The organism is Gordonia pseudamarae (assembly GCF_025273675.1).
GTDB classification, from domain to species: domain Bacteria; phylum Actinomycetota; class Actinomycetes; order Mycobacteriales; family Mycobacteriaceae; genus Gordonia; species Gordonia pseudamarae.
Genome location: NZ_CP045809.1, coordinates 2,317,985 through 2,337,782, shown reverse-complemented (window position 1 = coordinate 2,337,782; position 19,798 = coordinate 2,317,985). Strand labels below are relative to the sequence as shown.

General features: G+C 67.5%; 22 protein-coding genes. 7 read left to right on the top strand and 15 right to left on the bottom strand.

Annotated elements, in window-relative coordinates:
- Positions 1 to 83: 83 nt before the first annotated feature.
- From GII31_RS10305 to thrS, 13 genes are all read right to left on the bottom strand, one after another.
- Positions 84 to 839 (bottom strand): YebC/PmpR family DNA-binding transcriptional regulator, encoded by a 756-nt coding sequence (locus GII31_RS10305; RefSeq protein WP_213249223.1) that lies wholly within the window; start codon positions 837 to 839, stop codon positions 84 to 86.
- A gap of 95 nt (positions 840 to 934) precedes the next feature.
- Positions 935 to 1,594 (bottom strand): pyridoxal 5'-phosphate synthase glutaminase subunit PdxT, encoded by a 660-nt coding sequence (pdxT, locus tag GII31_RS10300; protein ID WP_213249221.1) that lies wholly within the window; start codon positions 1,592 to 1,594, stop codon positions 935 to 937.
- Positions 1,591 to 2,445: an acyl-CoA thioesterase gene (locus GII31_RS10295; protein ID WP_213249220.1), complete on the bottom strand. Its 855-nt coding sequence runs from the start codon at positions 2,443 to 2,445 to the stop codon at positions 1,591 to 1,593. The genes pdxT and GII31_RS10295 overlap by 4 nt, the downstream gene beginning before the upstream one ends.
- 76 nt (positions 2,446 to 2,521) lie before the next feature.
- The gene (locus GII31_RS10290) at positions 2,522 to 3,076 is read right to left on the bottom strand and encodes a response regulator transcription factor (protein ID WP_213249218.1); all 555 of its coding nucleotides are present in this window, start codon (positions 3,074 to 3,076) and stop codon (positions 2,522 to 2,524) included.
- 107 nt (positions 3,077 to 3,183) lie between these two features.
- Positions 3,184 to 3,840 carry a hypothetical protein gene (locus GII31_RS10285; protein ID WP_246222295.1) on the bottom strand — a complete coding sequence of 219 codons (657 nt, stop codon included), beginning with the start codon at positions 3,838 to 3,840 and terminating at the stop codon, positions 3,184 to 3,186.
- 44 nt (positions 3,841 to 3,884) lie between these two features.
- Positions 3,885 to 4,799, bottom strand: a complete 915-nt coding sequence (locus tag GII31_RS10280; protein ID WP_407649950.1) for a PP2C family protein-serine/threonine phosphatase — start codon at positions 4,797 to 4,799, stop codon at positions 3,885 to 3,887.
- A 41-nt stretch (positions 4,800 to 4,840) separates the two neighbouring features.
- Positions 4,841 to 5,689 (bottom strand): pyridoxal 5'-phosphate synthase lyase subunit PdxS, encoded by an 849-nt coding sequence (gene pdxS, locus GII31_RS10275; protein ID WP_287383641.1) that lies wholly within the window; start codon positions 5,687 to 5,689, stop codon positions 4,841 to 4,843.
- Positions 5,690 to 5,913: 224 nt separating this feature from the next.
- A complete protein-coding gene (locus GII31_RS10270) occupies positions 5,914 to 6,450 on the bottom strand; it encodes a LemA family protein (protein ID WP_213249210.1) in 537 nt (178 codons plus the stop codon).
- A gap of 14 nt (positions 6,451 to 6,464) precedes the next feature.
- Positions 6,465 to 7,589 carry a glycosyltransferase family 4 protein gene (locus GII31_RS10265; protein WP_213249208.1) on the bottom strand — a complete coding sequence of 375 codons (1,125 nt, stop codon included), beginning with the start codon at positions 7,587 to 7,589 and terminating at the stop codon, positions 6,465 to 6,467.
- A gap of 90 nt (positions 7,590 to 7,679) precedes the next feature.
- Positions 7,680 to 8,606, bottom strand: a complete 927-nt coding sequence (locus tag GII31_RS10260; protein ID WP_213249206.1) for a phosphatidylinositol mannoside acyltransferase — start codon at positions 8,604 to 8,606, stop codon at positions 7,680 to 7,682.
- On the bottom strand, positions 8,603 to 9,280 hold the full coding sequence (gene pgsA, locus GII31_RS10255) for a phosphatidylinositol phosphate synthase (RefSeq protein WP_213249204.1): 678 nt from the start codon (positions 9,278 to 9,280) through the stop codon (positions 8,603 to 8,605). Before pgsA ends, GII31_RS10260 begins: the two co-directional genes overlap by 4 nt.
- On the bottom strand, positions 9,280 to 9,852 hold the full coding sequence (locus GII31_RS10250; RefSeq protein ID WP_213249202.1) for an HIT family protein: 573 nt from the start codon (positions 9,850 to 9,852) through the stop codon (positions 9,280 to 9,282). Before GII31_RS10250 ends, pgsA begins: the two co-directional genes overlap by 1 nt.
- Positions 9,849 to 11,924, bottom strand: coding sequence for a threonine--tRNA ligase (thrS, locus tag GII31_RS10245; protein WP_213249200.1), 2,076 nt, complete (start codon positions 11,922 to 11,924; stop codon positions 9,849 to 9,851). The genes GII31_RS10250 and thrS overlap by 4 nt, the downstream gene beginning before the upstream one ends.
- A gap of 511 nt (positions 11,925 to 12,435) precedes the next feature.
- On the opposite strand from thrS, the gene GII31_RS10240 reads away from it, so the two are divergent.
- The 3 genes from GII31_RS10240 (at position 12,436) to GII31_RS10230 (ending at position 14,103) form a co-directional block, all read left to right on the top strand.
- Complete coding sequence (locus tag GII31_RS10240) at positions 12,436 to 13,152, top strand: recombinase family protein (RefSeq protein ID WP_213249198.1); 717 nt, start codon at positions 12,436 to 12,438, stop codon at positions 13,150 to 13,152.
- Positions 13,149 to 13,475 carry a hypothetical protein gene (locus GII31_RS10235; protein WP_213249196.1) on the top strand — a complete coding sequence of 109 codons (327 nt, stop codon included), beginning with the start codon at positions 13,149 to 13,151 and terminating at the stop codon, positions 13,473 to 13,475. The genes GII31_RS10240 and GII31_RS10235 overlap by 4 nt, the downstream gene beginning before the upstream one ends.
- A gap of 64 nt (positions 13,476 to 13,539) precedes the next feature.
- The gene (locus tag GII31_RS10230) at positions 13,540 to 14,103 is read left to right on the top strand and encodes a pyridoxamine 5'-phosphate oxidase family protein (RefSeq protein WP_213249194.1); all 564 of its coding nucleotides are present in this window, start codon (positions 13,540 to 13,542) and stop codon (positions 14,101 to 14,103) included.
- 358 nt (positions 14,104 to 14,461) lie between these two features.
- On the opposite strand, the gene GII31_RS10225 is transcribed toward GII31_RS10230, so the two are convergent.
- On the bottom strand, positions 14,462 to 15,088 hold the full coding sequence (locus tag GII31_RS10225) for a TetR/AcrR family transcriptional regulator (RefSeq protein ID WP_213249192.1): 627 nt from the start codon (positions 15,086 to 15,088) through the stop codon (positions 14,462 to 14,464).
- A 214-nt stretch (positions 15,089 to 15,302) separates the two neighbouring features.
- Between GII31_RS10225 and GII31_RS10220 the strand changes: the two genes are divergently transcribed.
- A complete protein-coding gene (locus GII31_RS10220) occupies positions 15,303 to 16,667 on the top strand; it encodes an MFS transporter (RefSeq protein WP_246222206.1) in 1,365 nt (454 codons plus the stop codon).
- Between the two features lie 105 nt (positions 16,668 to 16,772).
- Here GII31_RS10220 and GII31_RS10215 read toward each other — a convergent pair whose 3' ends face one another.
- Positions 16,773 to 17,651 carry an extracellular catalytic domain type 1 short-chain-length polyhydroxyalkanoate depolymerase gene (locus GII31_RS10215; RefSeq protein ID WP_213249188.1) on the bottom strand — a complete coding sequence of 293 codons (879 nt, stop codon included), beginning with the start codon at positions 17,649 to 17,651 and terminating at the stop codon, positions 16,773 to 16,775.
- 192 nt (positions 17,652 to 17,843) lie between these two features.
- Between GII31_RS10215 and GII31_RS10210 the strand changes: the two genes are divergently transcribed.
- From GII31_RS10210 to GII31_RS10200, 3 genes are all read left to right on the top strand, one after another.
- Positions 17,844 to 18,863, top strand: a complete 1,020-nt coding sequence (locus GII31_RS10210) for a beta-ketoacyl-ACP synthase III (protein WP_213249186.1) — start codon at positions 17,844 to 17,846, stop codon at positions 18,861 to 18,863.
- Positions 18,864 to 18,951: 88 nt separating this feature from the next.
- A complete protein-coding gene (locus tag GII31_RS10205) occupies positions 18,952 to 19,329 on the top strand; it encodes an antibiotic biosynthesis monooxygenase family protein (protein ID WP_213249184.1) in 378 nt (125 codons plus the stop codon).
- Positions 19,330 to 19,374: 45 nt separating this feature from the next.
- Positions 19,375 to 19,752 (top strand): hypothetical protein, encoded by a 378-nt coding sequence (locus GII31_RS10200; protein WP_213249182.1) that lies wholly within the window; start codon positions 19,375 to 19,377, stop codon positions 19,750 to 19,752.
- Positions 19,753 to 19,798: the final 46 nt, after the last annotated feature.

Genomic DNA, 19,798 nt, shown 5'->3' with positions numbered 1-19,798 from the left:
CACTCCACGTCCCCAACACCGGGCCATGGCCGGGCAACCACGAAGGCGCCGCCCGTGGGCGGCGCCTTCGTGGAGTGAACGGCTCAGTCGTTCTCGAGTTCGGCGAGCACCTCGTCGCTGATGTCGACGTTGCTGTACACGTTCTGCACGTCGTCGGAGTCCTCGAGCGCGTCGATGAGTTTGAACACCTTGCGCGCGCCGTCGGCGTCGACCGCGACCTCGACCGACGCGCGGAAGCTGGCCTCGGCCGAGTCGTAGTCGATCCCGGCCTCCTGCAGCGCCGAGCGCACGGCGATCAGGTCGGTGGGTTCACTGACGATCTCGAAGGTGTCGCCCAGGTCGGAGACCTCCTCGGCGCCGGCCTCGAGGACGGCCATGAGTACGTCGTCCTCGCTCTGGTCGTTCTTCTCCAGGGTGACCACGCCCTTGCGGGTGAACAGGTAAGACACCGAACCCGGGTCTGCCATGTTGCCGCCGTTGCGGGTCATCGCCGTCCGCACCTCACCGGCGGCGCGGTTGCGGTTGTCGGTGAGGCATTCGATGAGAATCGCCACCCCGTTGGGTCCGTAGCCCTCGTACATGATGGTCTGCCAGTCGGCACCGCCGGCCTCTTCGCCACCACCGCGTTTGCGGGCGCGCTCGATATTGTCGTTGGGAACCGACGACTTCTTGGCCTTCTGAATGGCGTCGAACAGGGTCGGATTACCTGCCGGATCACCGCCACCGGTGCGCGCCGCCACCTCGATGTTCTTGATCAGCTTGGCGAACATCTTGCCGCGCTTGGCGTCGATGACCGCCTTCTTGTGCTTGGTGGTGGCCCATTTGGAATGGCCGCTCATAGTTCTCCCGGTGTCGTCGTTCCCGTTGCGTTCGCGTGGTGCCCGGCCGGTGATCGTGCGGCACCGGCCGTGCGCGCACGATTGTCGGCGTGCGATCAGGTGTCGATAGTACCGACGCCGCGATCGGAGCCGGAAACCTCCCGAACCATGTCGACGAAATAGGCGTGCACCCGGTGATCGCCGGTGACCTCCGGATGGAACGAGGTCGCCAGTACATTGTCCTGTCGCACCGCGACGATCCGCCCCTGTGCGGGGCCGTCGGGGACCCGGGCCAGGACCTGTACCTCCGGTGCCACCGACTCCACCCACGGCGCGCGGATGAACACCGCCCGCATCGGCCCCGCATCGGCCCCGTCGGTGATGCCGGCGATCTCCAGATCCGTCTCGAAGGACTCCACCTGTCGGCCGAAAGCGTTGCGGCGCACAGTGATATCGAGTGCATCCAGATGCCGGGCGTCGGGTCTGGTATCGAGGATCGTGCTGGCGAGCATGATCATCCCCGCACACGAGCCGTATGCCGGCAGCCCGTCGGCCAGCCGCCGCGACAGCGGTTCGAACAGCTCGAGCACCGTCAGCAGATGACTCATCGTGGTGGACTCACCCCCGGGGATGACCAGACCGTCGACGGCGTCGAGTTCACCGGCCCGGCGCACCGTGGTGACCCGGGCCCCGGATGCCTCCAGGGCCGCCAGATGTTCACGGACATCACCCTGTAGTGCCAGCACCCCGATCCGCGGACCCGCGGGGGCGCTCACCGGTCCTGCCGAGCGTATTGGTCCTTGGGCAGCGTGCGTCCGGTACGGGCCAGCCCTTCCTGGGTGACGGCGGCGACCATCCGGCCGTCCAGGTCGAAGATGCGTCCCTGGGTCAGTGCCCGGCCACCGGCCGCCGACGGCGAGGTCTGATCGTAGAGCAGCCACTCGTCGGTGCGGAACGGCCGCATGAACCACATGGCGTGATCGAGCGAGGCGCCCTGCGGGTTGACGTCGGGATGGGGTACGCGCGAGGACCCCAGCAGGGTCATGTCACTCATGTACGCCAGCGTGGCGATGTGGAACACCTGGTCGTCGGGCAGGGGGTGCCGGTAACGGAACCACACGCGCTGCTGGGCGGCGAAGTAGTCGGAGGTGACCATCTTCTCGCGCGGCACGATCCGGATGTCGAAGTTGTCCCACTCCTTATAGACGGCCTTGTCCTCCTCGGACTCGTCCTCGCGGCGGTCGGCCAGCTCGGTGGGTGCCGGGGCGGGCGGCATCTGGTCCTGGTGTTCGATGCCCTCGTCGGTACTGACGTGGAAGGACGCCGACATGCTGAAGATGGCCACACCGTCCTGGATACCGGTGACCCGGCGGGTGATGAACGATCGTCCGTCGCGGATGCGGTCGACCAGGAACACGGTGTGCATGTCGGGATTGCCCGATCGCAGGAAGTACCCGTGCAGGGAGTGCACATGGAACGCCTCATCAACCGTGTTGGTCGCCGATATCAGCGCCTGCGCCGCGACCTGGCCGCCGAAGGTACGAACAAGGCGGCTGGGGAACGCGGGCCCGCGGTAGATATCCTTCTCGATCCGCTCGACACGCAGGATCTCCTCGATTGTTGCCACGCGATGAGTGTATTCGCCGTGGCCGGTCCCGCTGACCGGGAACCGCCGACCGCGATGCGGACCGGCGGTCACCGGCTCACAGATCGTCGAGGGAGACCAGCCCGTCCTGGACGGCGCGGGCCACGAGCGCGGCCTTGGTGGGGGCCGCCCGGCCGATGTCGGCGTATTTGGCCCGGATCCGGGTCAGGTGCGTGTTGACGGTGCCGAGTGAGATGAACAGTTCTTGCGCCACAGCCGGTTTGGAGTCAAGCATCAGCCAGGTGCGCAACACCTCGATCTCGCGGTCGGTCAGCGACGGACGTTCGTGGTCCGAGGTCGCCGCACACGTGCAGGTGCGCTCGGCCGGCTGCTCGGCCTCCTCGCGGTCGACCTCGATGGAACGGATCAGTGACCGCGAGGTGGGGCCGGCGATCTGCGCCCCGGGCATAGGGCGCCCGGGCAACGGCATCCTGCGCGCGGCGAGGCGCGCCAGCGCCTCTTCGCGGCGGCGGCTGGCTTCAAGCTCACGGCGGGCGGCGGCGGCCCTGCTGCCGGCGGGGGCGCCGACGTAGCCGGGGCGGTGCACGACCTGGGTCGCGCGGGCAGAGCCGACGGTGGAGGTCTGCGGGTGCGAGGTGGTTGTCGTCGTCATGGCAAGAACGCTATGGCGTCGCGGCCCGTCGGTCGATGGGTAGATCTCCCCATCACATGGGTAGTACTACCCATGTCAAAAACGCAGGTCAGAGCACTTTCATTGGGTCAGTGCACCTGATTGCGCGCCGCCTCGGCATCGATCATGGGTAGATCGGCACGCGAGACGATCCGGGAGGCCACCGCGTACTCGACGAGTTTGGCCCGGCGGTTGGTGGCGAGCCGACCGCCGCCGGCGCGCATACCGGAGACGCCCAGCTGGTCGAGTTTGTCGCATACGTTGTCGAGTTTGCGGTTGAACTTGGTGATCGACCAGCCCAACCGGGCCGCGGCCTGCGCCGATGTCGGGATCGAACTGGCACCGGTGCCGTCGCGGCGCAGGATCTCCTCGGCGAGCACCACGATCAGCAGTTTCTGGCTCTCGGTGAGCATCGGTACGCCCTGGGTGGTGGTACCGCTGATGACCGCGGGCCCGGTGACCGCACCGACACTGGGCTGCGGGGTGTGCACACTGAGTTCGTAGGTGGTGGGACCGGCGGTGAACACGATCGTCGACACCCCGTACACCAGCGGCATCTGCGCCCCCGGCCCCAGCGTCGCGGTGAAACCGTCACCGGCGGACACACTCACCGACAGGTGCGTGCCGAGGTTGCTCAGCCACCACAACTCGTTCAGGTGGTACACGAGCAGGAACCGGCGATGCAGATACGGGTTGTCGTCGATGGTCAGGTCGGCCTCGCGGCCGATCGAGAACCGTGCCCCCATCCCCAGCGGGAACTGCTCCCCGCAGTATTCGACGACCGCGGTGCTCACACCGACGGGCCCTCGGCCGCTTCGGGTTGTGTTCCACCGTTCGGGCTCACCGCGGCCGCCGGATCGGCCGGGGCGTCGGTGTCCGTGGCGGCGGCGATGTTCGTATCGATGACGACGGCATCGGCACCGTCGGACGCCTGGGCGACGGCCACGACGACGACGGTGACGTTGTCGTGCGCGCCGAGCGCGTGCGCACCGGCGATCAACGTGGTGACCGCCTCCTGCGGTGAGGGCATATCGGCCAGAATCGCCTCGATCTCACCATCGGGCAGTTCACCGGTCAGACCGTCGGTGCACATCAACAGCACATCGCCCGCCACGGCGGGGAACGAGTAGAAGTCGGCCTCCGGTGCGATCATCCCGGCGCCCAGGGCCCGGGTTATCACGTTGCGGCGGGGGTCGGTGCGGGCCTGCTCGGCGGTGATGAACCCGGCGTCGACGAACTCCTGGACCTGCGAATGGTCGACCGTGACCTGTTCGAGCACCCCCTGGGCGTACCGGTAGGTGCGCGAATCGCCGATGTTGAGTACCAGCCAGTGCGGGCGGTCCTCGTGGGTGACCAGAACGACACCGGTGGCGGTGGTGCCCGCGCGCCGGTGCGCCCCCGGATCGATCTCGTCTATCTGCTGTTGCGCGGTGGACAGCAGATCGATCAGTGCGGTCTGCGTCTGAGTACGGTCACCACCGCACTCGACGTCGTCGAACGCGCGCAACGCCGTCTCGCTGGCGACCTCACCGCTCTCGTGCCCGCCCATTCCGTCGGCGACGAAATACTTACCCGGACGGACCGAGGCCGCATCCTCGTTGGACTCACGGACCCGGCCGACATCACTGTTGGCCGCCCAGCTCAGACTCAGCGGCCCGACGATGTCGGTTCCGCAGCGAGAGTCATCGCGAATGATCAGGTCCACTGAGTCTCCCTCGGATGCGCCCATCGTTGCGTTACCCGGCCCTACCAGCCGCGCTCGGCCAGTCGGTGCGGCTGCGGAATGTCGTCGACGTTGATACCGACCATCGCCTCACCCAGTCCGCGTGACACCTTGGCCAGCACATCGGGGTCGTCGTGGAAGGTGGTGGCCTGAACGATCGCCGCGGCCCGTTGCGCCGGGTTGCCGGATTTGAAGATACCCGATCCGACGAACACGCCCTCGGCACCGAGTTGCATCATCATGGCCGCGTCGGCCGGGGTGGCGATACCGCCCGCGGTGAACAGTGTCACCGGCAGCTTGCCGATCTCGGCGACCTCGGCGACCAACTCGTACGGGGCCTGCAACTCCTTGGCGGCCACGTACAGCTCGTCCTTGGGCAGCGTGGTGAGCCGACGGATCTCGTCGCGGATCTTGCGCATGTGAGTGGTGGCGTTGGAGACGTCACCGGTGCCGGCCTCGCCCTTGGAGCGGATCATCGCCGCACCTTCGGTGATCCGCCGCAACGCCTCACCAAGGTTGGTGGCACCACACACGAAGGGCACGGTGAACTGCCATTTGTCGATGTGGTTGGCATAGTCGGCGGGGGTGAGCACCTCCGACTCGTCGATGTAGTCGACGCCGAGGCTCTGCAGGATCTGGGCCTCCACGAAATGTCCGATGCGGGCCTTGGCCATCACCGGGATGCTGACCGCCTCGATGATGCCGTCGATCATGTCGGGGTCGCTCATGCGCGACACACCGCCCTGGGCCCGGATGTCGGCGGGTACACGCTCAAGCGCCATCACCGCGACGGCGCCCGCGTCCTCGGCGATCTTCGCCTGCTCGGCGGTGACCACGTCCATGATCACACCGCCCTTGAGCATTTCGGCCATTCCGCGTTTCACCCGGGCTGTGCCCTGGAACTGACTCACTGACTCTCCTGCTTCGATGTCGTCCACTGGCCCACGACCGACGATCCGGCCCGGTACGGGCCGGATCCGGTGGCCGCGCGTGCGTGCTGCTCGTCAAGTCTAGGCGAGGGATCGCCGGGAGCCACAGCGACCTACTCCCGTTGAACGAAACAGCGACCGGACGCACGGCCAAACCCTGTGGTACGTCAGCGTTCGATGATCTCGAAAAACTGCGGCAACGGCGCGGTCCCACCGAGATGCAGCAACCGCACCAGGCGACGCTCACCGAGGCTGCGCGTGTCGCGCACGGCGTCGTTGTAAAACCGGCGGGCCATCATCACCCGCGTCTCGGCGTCGGCGAGTTCGGCGACCAGCGCGGCCGGTCGGCCCCTGGCGTCGGTGCGCGCGAGCGCCGCCGACAGCGCGTTCTCGGCCGCCTCCCGGACACCGGCGTCGGCGCGTTCGGCATGGTCGGCCGCGGCGACGAGTTCGCCCGCCCGTTCGCGTTCGGACGCCGTCGCCCCCGGATCGTCGGCAATCCCGGCGGCCACCACCCGGGCCACCACCGCACGCCGCGAGAGCGCCGCCTCCAGCGCGCCACGGGCCAGGTCGACGCGGACGTTGAGCCGGTCGAGCCGGACCGCCGCCTTGTACGCCCACCATCCCGCCAGCGCCACGATCACCGTCACCACCGTGAGCGCGGCCGCGAGTGGTCCGGGAACGGTCACTCCCGAAATGTGCATGGGGTACGGACCCTTCAGTCGGAGATGATGACGGGTCCGGCGCCGACCGTCACCGTCTCGTACACCCGCAGGATCTGGTCGGCGACCCGCGACCAGTCGTAGCGCGCCGCCCGCACCCGGGCCCGCGCGACCAGTTCGGCGCGGGCGGTGTCGTCGCCGAGCAGTTCGATCACCGCGGTGGCCAGGCCCTCGGCCGACCCGGTGGGCACCAGGCGTCCGGCGCGGCCGTCGTCGAGCACCCGCCGGAACGCGTTGAGATCGCTGGCCACCACCGCCGCCCCCGCCGCCATCGCCTCCACCAGGACGATGCCGAAGCTTTCGCCGCCGAGGTTGGGCGCACAGTAAACATCCACCGAACGCAGCGCACGCGCCTTGGTGGCGTCGTCGACCTGACCGAGGAACACCAGATGATCGGCCAGCGATCCGGCCCGGCGGCGCAGTGCGCGCTCGTTGCCGCCGCCGACGACCAGCACCCGGACCTTCGGGAACCGCTCCACGATGGCCGGCAACGCCCGCATCAGGATGTCGACGCCCTTGCGCGGCTCGTCGTAGCGGCCCAGGAACAGGATCGAACCGCCCTCCCACGGGTAGCCGTCGAGGGGTTGGGCGTCGGCGAAACTCGACACGCTGATGCCGTTGGGGATCTCCACCGCGTCCGAGCCCAGCGATTCCATCTGCCAGCGCCGCGCCAGTTCCGAGACGGCGATCTTGCCGGCGATCCGCTCGTGGTAGGGCCGCAGGATGCCCTGAAAGACGGTCAGCCACAACGACCGCGTGGTGGCGGTGTGGAAGGTGGTCACGATCGGCCCGGAGGCCACCATCAGCGCCAGCATCGACGTCGACGGCGAATTGGGTTCGTGTACGTGCAGCACATCGAACTCGTTGTCGGCGATCCAGCGCCGCAACCGCATATAGCCCTGCGGGCTGAAGTTGACCCGCGACACCGACCCGTTGTAGGGAATGGCCAGAGCCGGGCCGACCGACACGACGTAGTCGGGCAGGCCGGTGGTGTCCGCCGACGGGGCCAGGACGCTGACCTGATGGCCGCGCCGACCGAACACCTCGGCCAGTTCCACCACATGTGCCTGTACTCCTCCGGGGACGTCGAAGGAGTACGGGCAGATCATCCCGATCTTCACCGCGATGTCCGCAACGGGTGAGCCGATGGTGCGGATACCTTATGGACAGTCAATGCGGGGTGGACGATCAAAGCAGGGTCGTTCATCGGCTCAGGTTCCTTCGATCCGGGCCCGGCGCTCGTCCGACCAGTCGGATTCCCACAGCGGCTGCAGCATATGCCAGTCGGTGGGATGCGCGGCGATGTTGCGCTGGTAGGCGTCGGCGAGCAGTTGTGTGGTGGCCTCCACTCCGCCCGAGGTGTCGATGGCGGGTCCACAACTCACGTGTGAGGTGACACCGTCACCGAACCAATGGTGACCCACCTTGAGGGCTGCGCCGGTGTCGATGGCGAGCCGGACCGGGCCGGCCGGCATCCGCGTCTTCTCACCGAAGAACTCGACCTCGACACCATGTTCGGCGAGATCTCGCTCACCGAGCAGACAGATGATGCCCCCGGCCCGCAGGCGCTCGGCGAGCATGGTGAACGGTGGTTGTTCGCCGCCGGAGAGTGGGAAGATCTCGAAGCCCAGGGATTCGCGGTAGTCGACGAACCTGCGGAAGAGCGACTCGGGTCTGAGTCGCTCGGCGACGGTTGCGAACTGTCCGTAATGCCGCACCAGCCACACCCCGGCCATGTCCCAGTTCCCCGAATGCGGCAGCGCGATCACCACGCCCTTGCCGCGGCCGACGTCCTCGGCGAGCCAGGCCTGATCGTCCTCGGGCATGGTGACCGAGGCGGCCGCGGCTGCCGGATCCATCGAGGGCAACCGGAACGCCTCGTACCAGTATCGCGCGTAGGAGCGGACCGCCGCCTCGACCGTCTCGGCGGGAACCTGCGCAGCAGGCACACCCAGCACGCGGGCCAGGTTGCGCCGCAGCTGATCGGGTCCGCCGCCGTGCCGCCCGGCCCATCCGCCGCCTATGTCGAACAGGGAGCGGGCCAGTGAATCGGGGGCGTACCGCACCGCCGACCAGCCCAGTCGGTAACCGAGATCGGTCAGCCGTTCGGCCGGGGACACCTTGGGGGCCGAGGTCATGGCGTGCTCCCCGGAACGCCGCCGTCGTCCGCGTCGTCCACGGCGTCCTTTGTGACGATGGGAATCAGATCTCGTGCGCCGGGCGAGGACGCGATGGAATGCATCCGCTGCACCACAGTGATGATGCTGCCCGCGGCCAGCAGCCACATGGCGACGTGAATGGCCCACCAGATTCCCAGACCGGTTAACCCGGAACCGACGAGCACGATGATGAGCCGGTCCGGGCGTTCGATCAGACCGCCGTCGCCGTACAGACCCGATGCTTCGGCGCGTGCCTTGGCGTAGGAGATGACCTGCGAGGTGACCAGACAGATCAACGTCGCCACGAACAGCAGCCGGTGCGGCTCCTCCACGATGCACCACCAGGCCAGACCAGCGAAGATCGCGCCGTCGGCGATCCGATCGCAGGTGGCGTCGAGCACCGCCCCGAACCGGGTACCGCCCCCGTTGGCGCGGGCCATCGCGCCGTCGAGCATGTCGAACATGACGAACAGCCAGATGACCAGCGTGCCGACGAACAGATGGCCCATCGGAAACAGGGTCACCGCGGCGGCGATCGTGGCGACAGTGCCCAGGACGGTCATGATGTCGGGGGTGAGCCCGGTGGTCAGCAATGCCTTGCCGATAGGGGCGGTGACCTTCGACACCGATGCTCTGCCCAGGATGCTCAGCATCAGACGGTCTCCGCCTCGGAGCCCGGCCACAGTTCGCGCCACTTGTCGGCGAGCAGAGCGCGGGTGTCGCGCAACAGCTGCGGGATCACCTTGGCGTCGCCGACGACGGTGATGAAATTCGCATCGCCCACCCAGCGCGGCACGATGTGCTGATGCAGGTGTTCGGCCAGCGAACCGCCCGCCGCGTAGCCGAGGTTGAGTCCGACGTTGAACGCATTGGGGTTGGACACGGCCTTGATGGTGCGGATGGTGTGCTGGGTGAACGCCATCAGCTCCGCCGACTCCTGGGCGGTCAGGGCTTCGAGGTCGGCGACCTGCCGGTACGGCACCACCATCGTGTGCCCGGCGTTGTAGGGGTACAGGTTGAGCACCGCGTACACCGATTTTCCGCGCGCCAGGATCAGGCCCTCCTCATCGGACATCGTGGGGATGTCGAGGAACGGGTGGCCCGTCTTGGACGTCGAGCGGGGCTCTGCGGTGATGTAGGTCATCCGGTGCGGGGTCCACAGACGCTGCAACCGGTCGATGTCGCCGGTGCCCACATCCCGGATCTCCCCTGGCGACTCGGTCATGGCGTCGCCGCCTGCTCCACCGCGGCGGAGTCGTCGAACAACGAGGCCGTCGGGGATTCGTTGCGCCGGGCGGACACCCAGTCGGCGATCAGCGTGACCGCCTTGTCCACGGGCACACCGTTGACCTGGCTACCGTCACGGAACCGGAAGCTGACCGCCCCCGCCTCTACGTCGCGTTCTCCGGCGAGCAGCATGAACGGCACCTTACCGGTGGTGTGCGTGCGGATCTTCTTTTGCATCCGGTCATCGGAATAGTCGACCTCGGCTCGGATGTCGCGCGCCTTGAGTTGTCCGATCACACCGTCGAGGTGGTCGGCGAAGGCCTCTGCGACCGGGATGCCGACCACTTGCACCGGCGACAGCCATGCCGGGAAGGCGCCCGCGTAGTGCTCGGTGAGCACACCGAAGAACCGCTCGATGGACCCGAACAGCGCCCGGTGGATCATCACCGGACGATGCTTGGCGCCGTCGTTGCCGGTGTAGTCGAGTTCGAACCGGTCCGGCAGCATCAGGTCGACCTGGATGGTCGACATCTGCCAGGTGCGCCCGATCGCGTCACGGGCCTGCACCGAGATCTTGGGTGCGTAGAACGCCGCGCCCCCGGGATCGTCGACGAGGTCGAGGCCGAAGCTCGAGGCCGCCTCCCGTAGCACCTCGGTGGCCTCCTCCCATGCCTCGTCGGAACCGATCGATTTGTCGGGGTTGCGGGTGGACAGCTCGAGGTAGAAGTCGTCGAGGCCGTAGTCGCGCAGCAGGTCGAGCACGAATTGCAGCAGCGAACGCACCTCCTCACCCATCTGCTCGCGGGTGCAGTAGATGTGGGCGTCGTCCTGGGTGAAGCCGCGGGCACGGGTCAGCCCGTGCACCACGCCCGACTTCTCGTAGCGGTAGACGGTGCCGAACTCGAACAGCCGCAGCGGCAGTTCGCGATAGGACCGGCCGCGGGAGCGGAAGATCAGGTTGTGCATCGGGCAGTTCATCGGCTTGAGGTAGTAGTCGATGGCCGGTCGGCGCAGGGTGCCGTCGCCGTCGCGTTCCTCGTCGAGTTGCATCGGCGGGTACATGCCGTCGGCGTACCAGTCCAGGTGCCCGGACAGCTTGAACAGGTCGCCCTTGGTGGCGTGCGGGGTGTAAACGAATTCGTAGCCCGCCTGCGCATGCCGCAGCCGCGAGTAGTCCTCCAGTTCCTTGCGGATGATGCCACCCTTGGGGTGGAACACCGGCAGGCCCGAACCGATTTCGTCGGGGAAACTGAACAGGTCCAGTTCGGTGCCGAGCCTGCGGTGATCACGCTTTTCGGCCTCGGCCAGCCGTTCGAGGTGGAGGTCCTGGGCCTCCTTGGACTCCCAGGCGGTGCCGTAGACGCGCTGCAGGCCGGCGTTGGCCTGATCGCCACGCCAGTAGGCGGCCGAGCTGCGGGTCAACTTGAACGCGGCGATGTATTTGGTGGTGGGCACGTGCGGGCCCCGGCACAGGTCGCACCACTCTCGGTCTCCGGTGCGCGGGTTGAGGTTGTCGTAGACGGTGAGTTCGGCGCCGCCGACCTCCATGACCTCCGAGTCGTCGGCGGCACCCTTGTCGTCGATCAGTTCGAGCTTGTACGGTTCGGCGGCCAGTTCGGCGCGCGCCTCGTCCTTGGACGCGTAGACACGACGGGAGAAGCGCTGCCCCGATTTGATGATCTGCTTCATCTTCTTCTCCAAGGTCACCAGATCCTCGGGGGTGAAGGGTTCGGCGACGTCGAAGTCGTAGTAGAAGCCGTCGGTGATGGGCGGCCCGATTCCGAGCCGGGCGTCGGGGAACACGTCCTGCACGGCCTGCGCCAGGATGTGCGCGCAGGAGTGCCGGATGACCTTGCGCCCGTCATCGGTGTTGGCGGCCACCGGTTCGACGTCGGTGTCCTCCTCTGGTGCCCACGACAGATCCTTGAGCTCGCCGTGGGAATCACGGACGACGACGACGGCCTCGGGCCCCTTGTTGGGCAGGTCGTGCTCGCGGAGCGCGGTACCCGCGGTGGTCCCAGCTGGCACACGGATCGTGGCGGGGCTGGTCACCAGAACATCATCGGGCACGGCGGATTCTCCTTGATCAGGGAAACGGCGGGTTTACCCCGTGATCGTATCGTGGTGGCCGCACGCGCTTGTCAGTCCGCACCCGGCGGGACGATGACGTGTCGGCGAATCCTCACCCGGAGGCCGGACTGGCCAGCCATCGGTAGTCCACATCGAACCAATCCGCCGCGGTGTAGAGCACCCCCAATCACCCACAGCGCACCCAGCACGACGGCGCGGGTCGCCGGTGCGAACGCACCTTGTACCGACCCGGGCGAACTGTTCGGGTCGGGGCGTCGCCGGTGTCCGCGGCACATCCCGTCTCATATTCCCGCAATCAGTCTCGTATTCCCACAATCGACCGTCTCGGTATCTAAACAGAGTCGCAATATGCATCTCTACTGTATCGAAATGCCGTATCGAAATAATTGCCTGGTCGCACTCGGTGCACTAAGGATTACCCAGGCCCTACGAGGGCCTCCCCCGGTTTAAATACGCGACTTTCTCACTCTTATGAGATAGTCTCAGTACTATGGCAATCGATGATTCCGGCTCGCCGCCCGGCGAATTGCTCGGGTACGCGCGGGCGAGCACCGGACGGCTCGACGACGACGAGCAGTTCGAGACGCTGACCGCCGCCGGGGTCAGTGGCTTCCGCGTGTACAGCGACGTCCACACCCCGGGCTCCCCGGCGCCGCACCGATCCGGCCTGGCCGCCCTGCTCGACTACGCGCGCACCGGCGACACCGTCGTCGTCGCCAGTATCGACAGGCTCGGCGCCACCCCCGACGACGTGATGCGCACAGTACGCACACTGCTCGAGCGGGGCCTGCGTCTGCGGTCGGTCCGGGAAGGTCTCGACACCGCGGACCCCACCGGACGGACGATCGTCGCGATCCTCGCATCGCTGGCAAACCTCGGTGACGAGGCCGAGACGCGTGCTTGCGCCCCTCCCCCGCAGGACCGGCGCGAATTCGTCACCCCGCATCGGCCTGTCGCCACCCGCGACGGATCCGTCGGGCGACCGCGGGTACTCGACGCCGAACAGATCGAGATCGCCCGGCGCCGCCGCGCACTCGGTGAGCGGGTGCCGACGATCGCCGAGTCCCTCGGCGTCAGCCGCGCCACCCTGTACCGGACCCTGGCCCAGGACGACCAGGCCGGAGTCGGCCAGACCGGAGGGACCGGAGCCGATCACACACACAACGATCAGCCGCACGCCGATCGGACTGGGGAGGGCGACCGGTGAACTCCTCCGATCCGACCCACCACCACTTCCCCGGTCATACCCCTTCCCCTGGCGATGTGATGGACAACACCCTCGATCTCGATGAATTCCGTCGGGGTTTCACCGACGCCGTCGACTACCTCTCATCACTGCCCGGGACGTGGGCGTGCCATCACGCGTCGTCGATTCTGGAACAGCCTGCGTCGGAAGTGTGTGGCCCCAGCCATGCCCGCGGATATCGGGCCGCGCTGTTCGGGTATCTGCGCGGGGGCCCGCTCTACGATGTCGCGGCGACGGTCACCGGCCCCGTGGGGGATGCGGTGCCCGCACTCGGCCCCGTCTGACGGCACCGCGTTCGGGGCCGCGTTCGGGGCCGATTGTCACACCCCTGGTGCATACTGTCCGGCCATGAACCTGCGTTCGGCCACCCCCGACAATCCGCTCCCCGACGCCGCCGCGCTGGCGCCGCTCACCCGGGCGGGCATCGACCGGCCGACGATGCCCGAAGGCTACGGAGTCGAGAACGCCACCATCGTCCTGGACTGGGCGACGGTGCTGGGCAAACTCGCCGCCGCCACGCACTACTGGCTGGGTTCGGTTCGGCCGGACGGCACCCCGCACACCGTCCCCCGATGGGGTGTATGGCTCGACGATCGCTTTTTCTACGACGGCGCCCCCACCACCGTGCACACCCGCAACGTGGAGGCCAATCCGGCGTGCACCCTCACGCTGGAGAGCGGCACCGACGTGGTGATCGTCGAGGGCACCTCGATCGCGGTGCGCGCACTCGCAGACGGATTCGGGCAGCGCCTGGCGACGGCCTTCGGCAAATATCACGACCTCGACTATCGGCCCGGCCCGGACTCCTGGGAGTCCCCCACCGACGGTGGTGGTCTGCGCGCGATCACCCCGCACCGCGTGATGGCGTGGTCGAGGTTCCCCGACGACTGCACCCGCTTCCGGTTCACCTGACCACAGCGGTCACCGCCGCGACCGGCACAGCGGCGCACCACGTCCTCGCTGTCGGGTTCGACGATGGTGAGGTCGCCGCTCCCGGTGTGTGCGCCTAGCGGCGTGGCACCAGTGGCCGGTGACCGCCCGCGCAACGGAATCAGAGCACGCGAGCACAAGCCGATCGGGATCACGTGCGCCGAACGGCAGCCGGAGTTTGCCGAACGACGCGTCGAGGATGCCGCCGCCGGAGTCTTCGCTGGTGCTCATGCCGGCAAGCATGGCCGCCCACGGTCATCGTCGCAATACGGCGCACCGCCGCGTCGGCGAAATCGTCGGGGCCGGGTTCGGCGCGGGCCGGGTTCGGCGCGGGCCGAGCTCATCGGGAGGTGAACGTTCCGTCGATCTGAGCTGCGACGGCCTTGCTCAGCTCGAAGCCCGCCGCCAGGTCACCCCAGCGAGGCAGCATCGCCGCCACCCGCGGCATAGTCGCCACATCCGCCGGGTCGACGTCCTGGTACCAGGACCGTTCGCCGCCGCGACGGGCTGCGACCACCCCGTCCCAGTTGATCTGTGCGATCACCAGGTACCAGACGGCCCGCCACAGGTCCAGGCACGTCTGGTCGTCGGCGCCGAGTTCAGCGGCCGCGGTGAAGAACCGATCGACAATGGCGAGTGCCGGAATACCGGTGACCGTGCCCTGGCGCAGGATGTCGACGATCCACGGGACCTCGGAGAGCCGTTCGTACATGTCCATCGCGACGGCGATCATCCGTTCCCGCGGGGGGCCCTGCGGGTCGAGGAAATCCATCCGCGCCGCGACCTCCGACATCGCCAGGGCAAGCAGTGTCGACTTGTTGGGGACGTAGTGGTAGAGCGTCATCGGTTTGGAATCGAGCACCTCGGCGAGTCGGCGCATGCTCAGCCCCGCGGCACCCTCGTGTTCGAGCAGACTCACCGCGGCGTCGACGATGCGAGTCCGGTTCAGCGAAGCGGAGTTGGTCACCTGTCCATCTTGACCGATGAATCGACGGCGTGCCCGGTTTCGCCCCTTCACAAGTCACGCGCGTCGGCGTACGTTCGTACGCGTACGAACTTCTGGCGCGTACGAACTTCTGGCGCACGTAATCGTTGACCGTGAGGACACCTGGCCAATGCCGCAACCCACCCACCCCGCCGATACCGCCCCACCATCGGGCCCCTCCCAACGGTCGACCGGGATGCTGATCGCGACGGTATTCATCCTGCAGTTCCTGGTAGCGCTCGATATGTCGCTGGTCAATATCGCCCTCCCCGACATCCGCACCGATCTCGGCTTCAGCGAGAGCGGCCTGCAATGGGTGGTGAGCGCCTACCTTCTCAGCTTCGCCGGGTTCCTGCTGGTCGGCGGACGTCTCGGTGACCTGTGGGGCCGACGCCGGATCATCCTGACCGGTCTGACCGGCTTCGCCGTCGCCAGCATCGCCGGTGGCCTCGCCACGGGTCCGGCACTGTTGATCGCCGCCCGGGTGGCACAGGGCCTGGCCGGTGCGCTGCTCGCACCCGCCGCCCTCGCCCTCGTCGCCACCATTGCCGACGACCGTTCGCGTGCCAGGGCGATGGGTGTGTGGGGCGGTGCCGGCGCCGCGGGCGGTGCGGTCGGGGTGGTGGCCAGCGGCCTGCTCACCGACTGGTTCGACTGGCGGGCGGTGATGCTCGTGAACGTTCCCATAGTGCTGATCGCGCTGGTCACCGCAGTGGTGAGCGTGCATGACGGCGAACGCGGACACGGGCGGATCGACCTCCTCGGTGGCATTCTGGTGACCGGTGGTCTGGCAGTGCTCGTCTACGCCGTGACCGCGGCCGGCGACCACGGTTGGGGCTCGGCCCATACCCTGGTCGGCTTCGGCGCGGCCCTGATCCTGTTGACCGGATTCGGGTTCACCGAGTGGCGCGGCGACCACCCGATGATGCCGATCCGGGTACTGGCCACCCGAAGTATCCTGGGTGCCAACGTGTTCGGCTTCATGTTGGCCGCCGGGCAACTGGCGGCGTTCTACTTCTGTTCGCTCTATGTGCAGACCGTGTGGGGCACCGACCCCGACCTCGCGGGCGTGTTGTTCCTGCCGTTCTGCTTCTTCGTGGTCCTCGGCATCGCCATCGCGACCAAGGTGGTGAAGGTGTTCGGACCACGCAACACGATCACCGTGCTCGGACTGGTCGGCGCGCTCGGACTGGCGTTGTTCGCGCGTCTCCCGGATGACTTCGACTTCTGGCTGGGGATCTTCCTGCCGTCGATGGTCGCCGCCACGGGTATCGGCGGGTCGATGATGCTGGTCGGTGTGGCCGGGACCAGCGGTGTCGACCCCTCCGACGCCGGTGTCGCCTCCGGTGTGCTGAACAGTTCACGCCAGCTCGGCGGCACCATCGGCCTTGCTGTGCTCGTCACGATTGCCGCCCAATACACCGACGTCGCAACCGGATTACGGGCCGGTCTGGGAATCGGCGCGCTGTTCCTGGTTGCCGGCTCTGTGGCCGCCTGGTTGATCCTGCCGCGCACCGGCGCATCCGGCCGGACGGACGATCCGGCGGCAACACCGTCCTGAGCCGGAGTGCTCTCACCGGCAACACCCAACACCCGCGACACCGGTCACCGCGGCACCGATCGTCGTTCCCGTCGGGCAGATGTTCAGATGCGGCCGACGAGGACGTCAGCGTGGATTGGCGGCAAAGAACTGCCAGATCATGGCCGTGGCGTCGTAGCTCGACGTCGGCCAGACATGTCGGCCACCGTCGATACTCACCAGCCGCACCTCACGGCCACCGGGGCATTGTGCGCCCAACGTGGTGACCACCCCGGCCACCGTGCGACGTGGCGGTGCGCAGGTGTTGGCCGCCCGGAACCTCGCGTTGATCACGGGGACCGCCGGTCCGTCGACACGCGCATCCCCATCGATGCGGCGCCCCTGCCCGGGACCACCCCCGTACGGCACCCGCGGATCGGCGGTCCCATGGATCTGCAGGAGCGAGAGCCGTCGCGGGGCCGGGCACGCCGTTACCAGAGTTCCGGCCACCGGTGCGACCGCGGCAAATGTGCTTGCTTCACACGCTATCCGCAGTGCCAGCATGGCCCCGTTGGACATTCCGGTCACGTATACCCGGCGGGGGTCGATCGGGGCGCGACGGGCGACCTGACGCACCACCGCCTCAACAAACCCCACATCGTCCAGCCTCGCCGACGCGGCCGGGCCACAACACGTTCCCGCATTCCACGACCTGCGCACCGCATCGGGATAGGCGACGATGAACCGACCGGCTTGAGCCTGGCGGTTCCAGCCGTAGTCGCGTTCGGCCTGACGTGCGGATCCGGCTCCGCCGTGCAGTACGACCACCAGCGGCGCACGGGCTGCGATCGTCGCCGGACGATACACCCGGTAGTGACGGTCCTGGCCGCCGAAACTCATCGAATAGGCGGACGATCCGACTGCTAGGGTCGGCGCTGCTTCACCATCGGGTACGACCCGAGCCATCGCGAGCAAGGCACCAGCGATCATCACGACGATAACGAGAAACCGAGAGTATCCGCGCATCACGATTCCAGTGTGACCCATCAGTACCTCTGCGTCCGACCGATCCCTACGGACTATCCGGCGACGTCTGATCGATGGTGCTTGTAGGCAACCTGCCGGTGGCGGCCCTAGGGCCATCTACTAGGTTCAGCTGCAAGACATCGGTCGCATATCGAGCGACATCTCGTCGGCAGCAAAGGACAACTCACCGCCATGGTCACGTTCGCGACGCCAACCGGCACCAGCAACATCGGCATCCTCGGCATCGGCGCGTACCGGCCCCAACGGCTGGTCACCAACGACGAGATCTGCGCGAACATCGATGTGGACAGCGAGTGGATCTACACCCGCACCGGGATCAAGACCCGCAGGTTCTGCGGCCGCGACGAGAACATCACCACCATGTCCGTGGCGGCGGGCCGGGCCGCGCTGGCCAACTCGGGCCTGACCGGTGCCGACGTCGACGCACTCATCCTGGCCACCAGCACCCACGGCCGCTGCATCCCGTCGGCCGCGCCGCCGGTGGCCACCGCGGTGGGCGCCAACGGTGTTCCCGCCATGGACCTGAGTGTCGGTTGTGCCGGTTTCGGCTATGCGATGTCGGTCGCCCAGGACATGATCCGGGCGGGCAGCGCCACCCGTGTTCTCATCATCGGTGCCGAGGAGATCTCGATGTCACTGGACATGACGGACCAGGGCAACGCGTTCATCTTCGGCGACGGTGCCGGTGCGGTCGTCGTCGGCCCCACCCCCACCCGGCAGATGGGCCCGGTGGTGTGGGGAAGCGAAGGTTCGCAGAGCGAGCTGATCCAGCAGTCGATGGACTGGAAGGACTACCTGCTCGGCGCCAGCCACACCGACCGCCCGTACATGCGGATGAACGGTACCGCAGTGTTCCGCTGGGCTGCCTTCGAGATGGGCAAGGTGGCCCGGCGCACCCTGGAGGTCACCGGCCTCACCGCCGAGGACATCGACGTCTTCGTCCCTCACCAGGCCAACGCCCGCATCAACGAACTGCTGGCCCGCAACCTCAAACTGCGCGAGGGTGTGCCCGTCGCCGACGACATCGAATACACCGGCAACACCGCCGCCGCATCGATCCCACTCGCCATGTACGAGCTGCTCAAGTCCGGCCGCGCCAAGCCCGGCGACACCGCGCTGCTGCTCGGTTACGGTGCCGGGCTGAGCTATTCGGGGCAGATCGTCGCGATGCCCCCGGCACCGGTCGTCTGACCTACCTGCATCGACCTCTGCGGCCGGGTGAGGGTCACCGCCGAGGCGGTATCCGCCCGACACGGTTGCTCACGGCACAATGATTGCGGTGAGCATCGCATCGACGCCGGACCCGCCGTACACGGCGGTGATCTTCACTTCGATCCGCACCGACGGCGACAACGGTTACGCGGCCGCCTCCGAGGCGATGGACCGGCTTGCCGCGCAGCAGCCCGGATACCTCGGAGTCGAGTCCGCACGCGAGGACGTCGGAATCACCGTCTCGTACTGGGCATCTCCCGAGGCCGCGCATGCCTGGAAACGTGTCGTCGACCATCGGGTCGTCCAGAAGCGTGGCCGTGAGGAGTGGTACGCGCAGTATCAGGTGCGGATCGCGACGGTCGAACGCGAGTACGGTTACTCAGCCGACCGGTCCGACTCGGCTCGACGTACGACATTGACGTTGGCCGAGCAGGTCCTCCCCTAAGCCGCTGCAGCAGCACAGGTTCAGCCGTCACGGTTGGTCAAATTGATGATTGATTTCCAATTCCGGAATGACTGCGACTTCTTCACCATCGACCCGGTCGCCTATCTGCCCGCGCTCGGTGACCGTGGCCTTACCGGGTACCGCACCGAGCTCGACGCGATTCGCGGGTCGCTGGGCCGCGTACCGGCCGGAGCCGAGTCGTGGCAGGTGCCCGACCAACACACCAGATTCCTCCTCCGCTACAACGACCAGCGCCTGGCGGTCGCCGACCGTGATATCGATGCCATCATCGACACCCATGTGCGTGACGAGTCGGTTGCCGCGCACCTGACTGACACAGCCAAGGCGTTCGAGGAGATCGGCCCTGCGGGAGACCGCCCGGGGATCGGGTTCTGTCGTGCGTGGGCGTGGCTACATCAGTGATCAAACAAATCCACCCCGCCGGGAGGCGGGGTGGATTCGTCTATGG

Bases quoted from the DNA above. Each gene is read 5' to 3' on its own strand.
- GII31_RS10230 (WP_213249194.1), top strand. From the start codon at position 13,540: ATGAACCTGCGTTCGGCCACCCCCGACAATCCGCTCCCCGACGCCGCC.
- GII31_RS10270 (WP_213249210.1), bottom strand. From the start codon at position 6,450: ATGCACATTTCGGGAGTGACCGTTCCCGGACCACTCGCGGCCGCGCTC.
- GII31_RS10260 (WP_213249206.1), bottom strand. From the start codon at position 8,606: ATGACCTCGGCCCCCAAGGTGTCCCCGGCCGAACGGCTGACCGATCTC.
- GII31_RS10215 (WP_213249188.1), bottom strand. From the start codon at position 17,651: ATGCGCGGATACTCTCGGTTTCTCGTTATCGTCGTGATGATCGCTGGT.
- pgsA (WP_213249204.1), bottom strand. From the start codon at position 9,280: ATGCTGAGCATCCTGGGCAGAGCATCGGTGTCGAAGGTCACCGCCCCT.
- GII31_RS10285 (WP_246222295.1), bottom strand. From the start codon at position 3,840: ATGGGGGCACGGTTCTCGATCGGCCGCGAGGCCGACCTGACCATCGAC.
- GII31_RS10200 (WP_213249182.1), top strand. From the start codon at position 19,375: ATGATTGATTTCCAATTCCGGAATGACTGCGACTTCTTCACCATCGAC.
- pdxS (WP_287383641.1), bottom strand. From the start codon at position 5,689: ATGGCCGAAATGCTCAAGGGCGGTGTGATCATGGACGTGGTCACCGCC.
- GII31_RS10240 (WP_213249198.1), top strand. From the start codon at position 12,436: ATGGCAATCGATGATTCCGGCTCGCCGCCCGGCGAATTGCTCGGGTAC.
- GII31_RS10250 (WP_213249202.1), bottom strand. From the start codon at position 9,852: ATGACCGAGTCGCCAGGGGAGATCCGGGATGTGGGCACCGGCGACATC.
- GII31_RS10220 (WP_246222206.1), top strand. From the start codon at position 15,303: ATGCTGATCGCGACGGTATTCATCCTGCAGTTCCTGGTAGCGCTCGAT.
- GII31_RS10210 (WP_213249186.1), top strand. From the start codon at position 17,844: ATGGTCACGTTCGCGACGCCAACCGGCACCAGCAACATCGGCATCCTC.
- GII31_RS10305 (WP_213249223.1), bottom strand. From the start codon at position 839: ATGAGCGGCCATTCCAAATGGGCCACCACCAAGCACAAGAAGGCGGTC.
- GII31_RS10290 (WP_213249218.1), bottom strand. From the start codon at position 3,076: ATGACGACGACAACCACCTCGCACCCGCAGACCTCCACCGTCGGCTCT.